Genomic DNA, 8,713 nt, shown 5'->3' on the forward strand with positions numbered 1-8,713 from the left:
GAGAACAGGACCGTGAGCACCACGGCGCAACCGGTCCCGATCCGCACCCTGGTCCGACAGGACCCGACGCTCCGACGCCTGCTCACGGTCACGTTGGTGGACACCCTCGGGCGCGGTGCCTTCTTCACGCTCACCTCGCTGTACCTCATCACGATCGTCGGGATCCCGGCCGTCGCGGTCGGTCTCGGCCTCACGGTCGCCGGCGCGGTCGGTGTCGCCGCGTCGCTCGTGTTCGGGCACCTCGCGGACCGGTTCAGCGCGCGACGGATGCTCGTCTGGCTGCACCTGGTGCAGGGGCTCGCGCTCATCAGCTACGTGCTCGTGCACGACCTGCTGACGCTCGTCGTGACGGCGTCCGTCGTGACCCTCGCGCAGCAGGGCGGCAGCGCCGTCCGGAGCGCTGTGGTCGGCCGGGCGTTCCCGGGCACCGAGCGGGTCCGCGTCCGGGCGACCATGCGCACGGTCACGAACGTCGGCATCGGCGTGGGCACCGCGCTCGCCGCGGTCCCGCTCGCGATCGGCACCGGCGAGGCCTACCGCGTGACGATGGTGCTCTCCGGCGCGCTGTTCCTGGCGTCGGCGGTCCTCGTCGCGGGTCTGTCGGCGGCGCGCGTCGACGCGGCCCCCGCGGACCGCACGGACACCGGCACGATCGTGCGTCGGGAACCCGCCGGCCGGAGCCCCTACCGCGACGTGCGGTTCCTCGCCGTCACCGCCCTGACGGGACTGTTCGGCATGCAGTTCGGGCTGTTCGAGGTCGGCGTGCCGATCTGGGTCGTGCAGCACACCGTCGCCCCGGACGTGCTCGTCTCGCCGCTGCTGCTCGTGAACACGGTGATCGTCGTCCTGCTGCAGGTCCGGCTGAGCCGCGGGACGGACACCGTCGCGGGAGCGGCCCGGGTGATGCGGCACGCGGGGTGGGTCATGGCGGTGGCGTGCGGCCTGTGGGCCGCCTCCGGGTGGGTCCGCGGGGACGACTGGGTGCCGGCTGCGACCGCGACCGCAGTGCTCGTCCTCGCGGCCGTCGCGCACTCGCTCGCGGAGATCACGTCGAGTGCGGCCGGGTGGGCGCTGAGCTTCGAGCTCGCACCGGCGGACCGGATCGGTGCGTACCAGGGCGTGTACGGCACCGGGTACGCGGTCGCAGCGATGATCGCGCCCACCGTGGTGACCCTCACCGCCGTCGACCTCGGGACCGCCGGCTGGGCGATCCTCGCCGTCGTGTTCCTCGGCTCGGCGCTCGGGGTCGGAGCGATCGCCGGACGCGCCGCGAGGACGACGGTCACGGCCTGACGGGCCGAGCTACGAGGGCGACGGCCACCGTCTGACGGGCCGCGCCGTGAGGACGACGGTCACCGTCTGATGGTCCGATCCGCGGGGACGACGGTCACGGCCTGACGGGGCCGCGCCGCGCCTCCCGACCGGTGTCCGTCGTCGCCGTCCGTCGCGCGTGACCGGACGCCCTGTGCGCCGCGGGAATACGCTCGAGCCGCAGGCGTTGTGCTGTTGCGTCCTGCAATGTTGCGTTGCATGTCGTCCGGACCACGCGAGCGTTCGGGTCCGCGCACCGACCGGTGCCACCATGGACCGCCCGGCCACCCGAACCGGGACGGACACCCCGTCCACCACGACGACGCGGGCCGCAGCAGACCGGACCCCCGGTCGGCGGCGCTCGACACCCCCACCCCCCCACGAGGAGCAGCACACCATGCACCGCCCCAAGCGCTTGACGATCACCGCGGCCGTCGCCGCCGCCGCAGCCCTCGTGCTGACCGGCTGCTCGGGTGGCGGCGCGTCGGACGACGCGTCCACCGGCACGAGCAAGGGCGGCACGCTCGACATCCTCACCGCGCAGACCGCGCTGCACTGGGACCCGGCGACGAGCCAGAGCCTCGGCATCACCTCGATGGGCCTGGTCGCCCGCCGCCTGACCACCTGGGACGTCCAGCCCGGGAAGACCGCGAAGGTCGTCCCCGACCTGGCGACCACCACGGGTGAGTCGAGCAACGGCGGCAGGACCTGGACCTACACGCTCAAGGACGGCCTGAAGTTCCAGGACGGCACGCCGATCACCACGAAGGACATCAAGTGGGGGATCGAGCGGTCCTTCGCGCCGAACCTCACCGGCGGCCTGAGCTACCACAAGTCCCTGCTGGTCGGCGGCTCCGACTACCAGGGCCCGTTCGAGGGGAAGACGCTCGACAGCATCGAGACCCCCGACGACAAGACCATCGTCTTCACGCTCGACGCCCCGTACGGCGACTGGCCGTGGCTCGCGTCGATGCCGGCGTTCGCGCCCGTGCCCGAGGGCGAGGGCAAGGACACCGGCGCGTACGACGCGAAGCCCGTGTCGAGCGGCCCGTACCAGATCGAGTCGAACACGCAGGGCTCGCAGGTGACGCTCGTCCGGAACAAGGAGTGGAGCGCGAAGACCGACGCGATCCGCACGGCCGGTCCGTCGAAGATCGTCTTCAAGGAGAGCCAGGACGCGTCGACCACGACGCAGAGCCTGATCGCCGACAACGGTGACGCGAAGAACGCGTTCGGTGCGCAGTTCCTCGGTGCCGCCGAGCTCAACCAGGTGCGCGCCAACCCCGCTGCGCAGGACCGCCTCGCGACGAGCAAGGCCGGCCCGATCACCTACATGGCGATCAACACGCAGCGCGGGGCGCTCAAGGACCTGAAGGTCCGCCAGGCGCTGCAGTACGCCGTCGACCGCAAGTCGTTCCGCATCGCCGCCGGCGGCGCGCTCGCCGGCGAGTACGCGTCGACGCTCGTGACGCCGGGCATCGCCGGACGCCAGGACTACGACCTGTACGAGACCGGCGCGACGGGCGACGTCGACAAGGCGAAGGCGCTGCTGCAGGACGCCGGTGCCGAGGACCTGAAGCTCACGCTGGTGACGCAGAACGACCCGACCTACCTGTCCCAGGCGCAGGCCCTGCAGGCGGGCCTGAAGCGTGCCGGCATCACGGTCACGCTCAAGCCGCTCGACTACGACTCGTTCACCCAGGCGACGACGAACGGCACCGACTTCGACCTCTCGCTGTCGAGCTGGCAGCCGGACTTCCCGAGCGCGAACGCCAACATCCAGCCGCTCTACGACTCGTCGGAGATCGGTGGGGGCGGGTACAACGTCTCGAAGTACAGCAACCCCGAGGTCGACGCCCTCATCGCGAAGGCCACCGGCACGGTCGACCAGTCCGAGGCGCAGGAGCTGTGGGCGCAGGCGGACCGGCGGATCATGGAGGACGCCCCCGTCGTCCCGCTGATCTACGCGAAGCAGTCCTTCCTGGCCGGGTCGAACGTCGAGAACTTCCGCATCGCGGACTTCCCGGCCTACCCGAACTACCTCAAGGTCTCGCTCTCGCAGTGAGTGCACCGCTGCTCGAGGTCGAGGGGCTCCGCGTCGCGTTCGGCGACGCGGAGCCCGTCGTCCGTGACGTCTCCTTCACCCTGACGCCCGGCCGGGTGCTCGCGCTCGTCGGCGAGTCCGGTTCGGGCAAGTCCGTCAGCGCGATGAGCGTGCTCGGACTCCTGCCACCCTCCGCCCGTGTGTCGGGCAGCGCCCGGTTCCGCGGGACCGAGCTCATCGGCGCCTCCGTGGACGAGCTGCGCGCCGTCCGTGGTGCGGGCATCGGGGTCGTGTTCCAGGAACCGATGAACTCGTTCACCCCCGTGCTGGCGATCGGCACGCAGATCGCCGAGGCCGTGCGGGCGCACCCGACCGACCTGGACCGGGCGGGCGTCTCCGCCCGCGTCGACGAGCTGCTCCGGGCTGCCGGGCTGCCGGACCCGGCCCGGATCCGGAAGGCCTACCCGCACGAGCTGTCCGGCGGGCAGCTCCAGCGGGCGATGATCGCGATGGCGCTCGCGGGAGACCCCGTCGCGTTGTTCGCCGACGAGCCGACGACCGCACTCGACGTGACGGTCCAGGCCGGGATCCTCGACCTGCTGCGTCGGCTCGGTCGCGAACGCGACCTCGCCGTCCTGCTCATCACCCACGACATGGGTGTGGTCGCGGACGTCGCCGACGAGGTGCTGGTGATGCGCCGCGGTGACCCCGTCGAGCACGGAGCGGTCGCCCACGTCTTCGCGCACCCGGGGGCCGACTACACGCGCGAGCTCCTCGCCGCGGTCCCCGCCCTGGAGGCACACCCCGCGTCCGCACCGTCGGCCGCGGCCGGGTCGGGGGCCGGGTCTCGTGCCTCCCGGCCATCACCCGCGGTCGCGCGCCTGCGCGACGTCGCCGTGCGCTACGCACGCCGCGGCGACCCCACGGTGCACGGGATCGACCTCGAACTCACGGCCGGCCGGACGCTCGGCCTGGTGGGGGAGTCGGGGTCCGGCAAGTCGACCATCGGCCGCGCGCTCGCCGGACTCGTCCCCGTCGTGGACGGCTCGGTCGAGGTCGACGGCAACGACCTGCGCACCGCACGCGGGAAGCGCCTGCGCGAGCTCCGCAGCCGCGTGGGCATCGTCTTCCAGGACCCGGCGTCGTCGCTGAACCCGCGACAGACCATCGGCTGGAGCATCGCCGAACCGCTGCTCGTGCACGGCGAGGGCACACCGGCCTCGCGCGCCGACCGCGCCCGCGAGCTCCTGTCCGCGGTGCAGCTCGACCCGTCGTGGACCGAACGGTTCCCGCACCAGCTGTCGGGCGGCCAGCGGCAGCGCGTCGCCGTCGCCCGGGCACTGGCGCTCCGACCGGCCCTGGTGATCGCCGACGAGCCGACCAGCGCCCTCGACGTCACCGTGCAGGCCGCCGTGCTCGACCTGCTCGCAGACCTGCAGGACGAGTTCGGCTTCGGCATGCTGCTCATCAGCCACGACCTGGCCGTCGTGCGTCAGCTCGCCGACGACGTCGTCGTGCTGCACGACGGCCGCATCGTCGAGCGCGGCGCGACCTCCGCCGTGCTCGACCACCCGCAGCAGGACTACACGCGCATGCTGCTCGCGGCGGCCCCGGTCGCCGATCCCGCGCGACAGGCCGCCCGCCGCGAGGCCTGGCGCGCCTGGGAAGGAGTGGTCTCGTGACCGCGAACGTCGTCGACCGGCCCGTCTCCGCGTCGGCCGGTCGGACCACCGGGTTCCGCGCCGTGGTGCGCCGGGTCCGTCAGGACCGCTGGGCCGTGGCCGCCGCGATCGTCATCGCGGTGTTCATCGTCGTGGCGATCGCCGCACCGCTCATCGCCGCCGCCACCGGGCGGAACCCGTACAGCTACGACGTCGACGCACTGAACGACTTCGGGGCTCCCCGCGGTGCTGCCGGCGGCGTGAGCGGCGAGCACTGGTTCGGCGTCGAGCCGCTGACCGGGCGGGACCTGTTCGCCATCGTGACCTACGGCGCACGGACCTCGCTCGGCATCGGGCTCGCCGCGACCGCGATGTCGATCGTGATCGGGGTGCTCGTCGGTGTCACCACCGGGTTCCTCGGCGGCTGGTACGACCGGGTGCTGTCACGCGTGGTCGACGTGATCTTCGGGTTCCCGTCCCTGGTCTTCATGATCGCGCTCACCGCGGTCGTGCCGACCTCGTTCCCGAAGCCGCTGCTCGTCGTGCTCGTGATCGGGTTCTTCGGGTGGCCCTCCGTCGCCCGCGTCGTGCGCGGGCAGACGCTCTCGCTCGTGAGCCGGAACTACGTCGTCGCCTCGACCGCGATGGGTGCGGGGCGCTGGCACGTCATCCGCAAGCAGCTCCTGCCGAACCTCGCCGCGACGATCACCGTCTACGCGACCATCTCGATCCCGTCGATGATCGGCGCCGAGGCCGCGCTGTCCTTCCTGGCCGTCGGGGTGAACCCGCCGACGCCGTCGTGGGGCCGCAGCATCGGCGACGCGATCGGCTGGGTGCAGACCGATCCGATGTACCTCGTCTTCCCCGGAGCCGCACTGTTCCTCATCACCCTGGCCTTCAACGTGCTCGGTGACGCCCTGCGCGACGCCCTCGACCCGCGCGGGGGCGACCGATGAGCACCGTCCGCTTCCTGGCCGTCCGGATCCTCGGCGCCGTCGTCGTGCTGTTCGTCGTCGCGGCGATCACCTACGCGCTGTTCATGCTGCTGCCCACGAACCCGGCCCGGGCGATCTGCGACAAGCCGTGCACGCCCGAGCGGCTCGCTGACGTGCAGGCGTTCCTCGGCACCGACAAGCCGTGGTTCGCGCAGTTCGGGGCGTACCTCGCCGGCATCTTCGCCGGCCGCACCTTCGGTTCCGGAGCCTCCACGATCACGTGCGCGGCACCGTGCTTCGGGTACTCGTTCCAGCTGCACGACAGCGTCACGAACCTCATCGCGTCGCGCCTGCCCGTGACCGCGTCGATCGCCGTCGGGGCGGCCGTGCTGTGGCTCGTCGCCGGTGTGGCGGGCGGCACGGTGTCCGCGCTCAAGCGTGGGACGCTGGCCGACCGCGCCGTCATGACGGTCGCCGTCGCCGGGGTGTCCTCGCCCGCGTACCTGATCGGGCTGCTCGCGATCCTGCTGTTCGGGTTCACCCTCGGCTGGCTGCCCACGAGCGGGTACGTGCCGTTCGTCGAGGACCCGGTCGGGTGGGTGACGCACCTGGTGCTGCCGTGGTGCGTGCTCGCCTTCATCAGCGCGGCCATCTACGCGCGGCTGACCCGCGGCGAGATGCTCGAGTCGATGTCGCAGGACTTCGTCCGGACCGCGCGTGCGAAGGGCCTGCGGGAGCGGCAGGTCGTCGTGCGGCACGGACTCCGGACCGCGATCCTGCCCGTGGTGACGCTGTTCGGGCTCGACCTCGGGTCGCTGCTCGGCGGCGCGGTCATCACTGAGAAGGTGTTCTCGATGCAGGGCCTCGGAGCGCTGCTCATCGATGCGGTGCACACCCTCGACCTGCAGGTGGTCGTCGGCTTCACGGTGTTCTCGGCGCTGCTCATCGTCACCGCGAACGTGATCGTGGACGTCGTCTACGCGTTCGTCGACCCACGGGTGCGTCGCCGGGCGTAGGTGCCGGTCCCCGCTCGGCCGGCAGCCCGGGCCCGCGACGCCCAACGTCGGCTCGCCATGTGTCGGCGCGCTTGGTGGTGCGGCGTGCTGCTGCACAACCGGAAGCACCTCGCGCCATGGGGTTCCGTGGCGCGAGGTGCTTCCGGTTGGTCGTGGTGCAGCGGGCGGCGCGCCCGGCGCACGCCTAGAAGTACGTGATCCCGTGCGGCGTGCGGGCCGGCGTGAGCATCGCCCGGAGCAGCGCGGGCGCCGTCGGGTCCGCCGCACGCACGAGTCCGGCCGCGGCGAGGGTGACCGGGGACACCGAGCCGATGAGCACCGCGCCGAGGTCCGCCACGTCGAGCCGCAGGTCGGCCTCGCCGTCGGCGCCGTCGGACAGGCGCGTCACCGTGCCCTGCCCGTCGGTGACGTCGAGCCGGTAGGTGCCCGACGCGAACCCCATCGCGTCGGACACGGCGAGCGTCACCGAACCGTCGACCGCGTACGGCCGGCTGCTGAGCACCGCCGGCACGTCGAGCACCCGGAGCCAGACGTGGTCCTCCTCGTGCTCGACGTCGTAGGCGCGGTTGTCGCCGAGGGCCGCGACGATCGGGTCGTCGAGCCGCGAGCGGCTGTACTTCACGACGTCGTTCAGGTCGATCGAGAGCAGGAACTCCCAGAGTGACAGGTACGCGGCATCGTTCGCGTAGACCAGGTCGACGATCTCGAGGACGGTGTCGCCCTTGCCCTCCTTCACGCGCCAGGTCACGTAGCCGTCGACCTCGTCGGAGTCGTCGGGGCGGTGCACCGCGGCGCGGACGTCCTTCGCGGGCTGGCCCTCGCCGTCGCGGAGCCCGAACACGATCGGCCACGTGCCGGCGTTCCGGACCATCGAGCCCGGGGTGCGTGCGTCGAACCGGTCGAACACGGCGCGCCCGGTGCCCTCGGCGAGCCACTCCGGCGTGACGACCGCGACGGTGCCGGTGGTCGGCGCGAGCAGCGGCAGTGCCCGCTCGCGGCGGACGGTCACCGCCCGCTCACGGATCGCGCAGCCGAAGCCGAAGCGGCGGTAGATGGTGCCCTCGGACGCGGTGAGGGACGCGACGGCGTAGCCCTCGGCGACGCCGCGCTCGAGCGCGTGCGTCATCATGCGGCGGAGGATCCCGCGCCGACGCTCGGTCGGTCGGACCGTCACGGCCGAGATCGCCTGCGTGTCGATCGCGGCGCCCTCGGCCCACGTCAGGCGCTTGCGGAACCAGGTGAAGGTCCCGGCCGGCCACGTCTCGTCGACCGAGCCCGGGAACGGGTCGCGCAGGTACACGCCGAGGAACGTCTCCTGGTCCTCCAGGAAGTGCGACGCCATCCGCGCGGCACCCTCGGCGTCGGGGTGGGCTTCGTGGAACCCGAACCCGACGGCGCGCATCCACGCCTCGGTCTCCGGCGTCGGCGCCCCCTCGGCGTCGGTCGTCGGCGCGAACTCGCGCAGGTCGTAGCGGTCGTCGAATGCGTCGTTGCTGGCCACGAGCCGACCCTACCGGTGCGCTCCACGCGGGCGCCTCCCTCGCGCGGTGGAGCAGCAACCGTCGAGTGGACGGGGGTGACCCGACGTCTGCTGCTCCACGGGCGCACGCGTTGCGAGCGCGGTGGTGACCGGCGTGGGGGGGGGGGGCCCGGGGGGGGGCCCCCCCGGCCCCCCCGCCCCCCCCCCGCCCCCAACGGCCGCGGGGGCCGGCCGCGGGGGCCGCCCCCCCCCGCCCGGTGCCCCCC

6 protein-coding genes are annotated in these 8,713 nt (G+C 72.8%); 5 read left to right on the forward strand and 1 reads right to left on the reverse strand.

What is annotated here, in order from left to right:
- Positions 1–12: 12 nt before the first annotated feature.
- The 5 genes from JOD95_RS14600 to JOD95_RS14620 all read left to right on the forward strand — a co-directional run bounded on the left by JOD95_RS14600 (position 13) and on the right by JOD95_RS14620 (position 6,967).
- Entirely contained in the window at positions 13–1,293 is a 1,281-nt protein-coding gene (locus JOD95_RS14600; RefSeq protein WP_209685709.1) for an MFS transporter, read from the forward strand.
- 415 nt (positions 1,294–1,708) lie between these two features.
- A complete protein-coding gene (locus JOD95_RS14605) occupies positions 1,709–3,376 on the forward strand; it encodes an ABC transporter substrate-binding protein (protein WP_209685711.1) in 1,668 nt (555 codons plus the stop codon).
- Positions 3,373–5,037: an ABC transporter ATP-binding protein gene (locus JOD95_RS14610; protein WP_209685713.1), complete on the forward strand. Its 1,665-nt coding sequence runs from the start codon at positions 3,373–3,375 to the stop codon at positions 5,035–5,037. The genes JOD95_RS14605 and JOD95_RS14610 overlap by 4 nt, the downstream gene beginning before the upstream one ends.
- The gene (locus tag JOD95_RS14615) at positions 5,034–5,972 is read left to right on the forward strand and encodes an ABC transporter permease (RefSeq protein ID WP_209685715.1); all 939 of its coding nucleotides are present in this window, start codon (positions 5,034–5,036) and stop codon (positions 5,970–5,972) included. The genes JOD95_RS14610 and JOD95_RS14615 overlap by 4 nt, the downstream gene beginning before the upstream one ends.
- A complete protein-coding gene (locus JOD95_RS14620; protein ID WP_066655611.1) occupies positions 5,969–6,967 on the forward strand; it encodes an ABC transporter permease in 999 nt (332 codons plus the stop codon). The genes JOD95_RS14615 and JOD95_RS14620 overlap by 4 nt, the downstream gene beginning before the upstream one ends.
- A 184-nt stretch (positions 6,968–7,151) precedes the next feature.
- On the opposite strand, the gene JOD95_RS14625 is transcribed toward JOD95_RS14620, so the two are convergent.
- Positions 7,152–8,468, reverse strand: coding sequence for a GNAT family N-acetyltransferase (locus tag JOD95_RS14625; RefSeq protein WP_209685717.1), 1,317 nt, complete (start codon positions 8,466–8,468; stop codon positions 7,152–7,154).
- Positions 8,469–8,713: the final 245 nt, after the last annotated feature.

The organism is Curtobacterium sp. 1310, assembly GCF_017834105.1.
Classification (GTDB): domain Bacteria; phylum Actinomycetota; class Actinomycetes; order Actinomycetales; family Microbacteriaceae; genus Curtobacterium.

Excerpts from the sequence above, each read along its gene's own strand:
- JOD95_RS14605 (WP_209685711.1), top strand. The coding sequence starts at position 1,709 with ATGCACCGCCCCAAGCGCTTGACGATCACCGCGGCCGTCGCCGCCGCC.
- JOD95_RS14620 (WP_066655611.1), top strand. The coding sequence starts at position 5,969 with ATGAGCACCGTCCGCTTCCTGGCCGTCCGGATCCTCGGCGCCGTCGTC.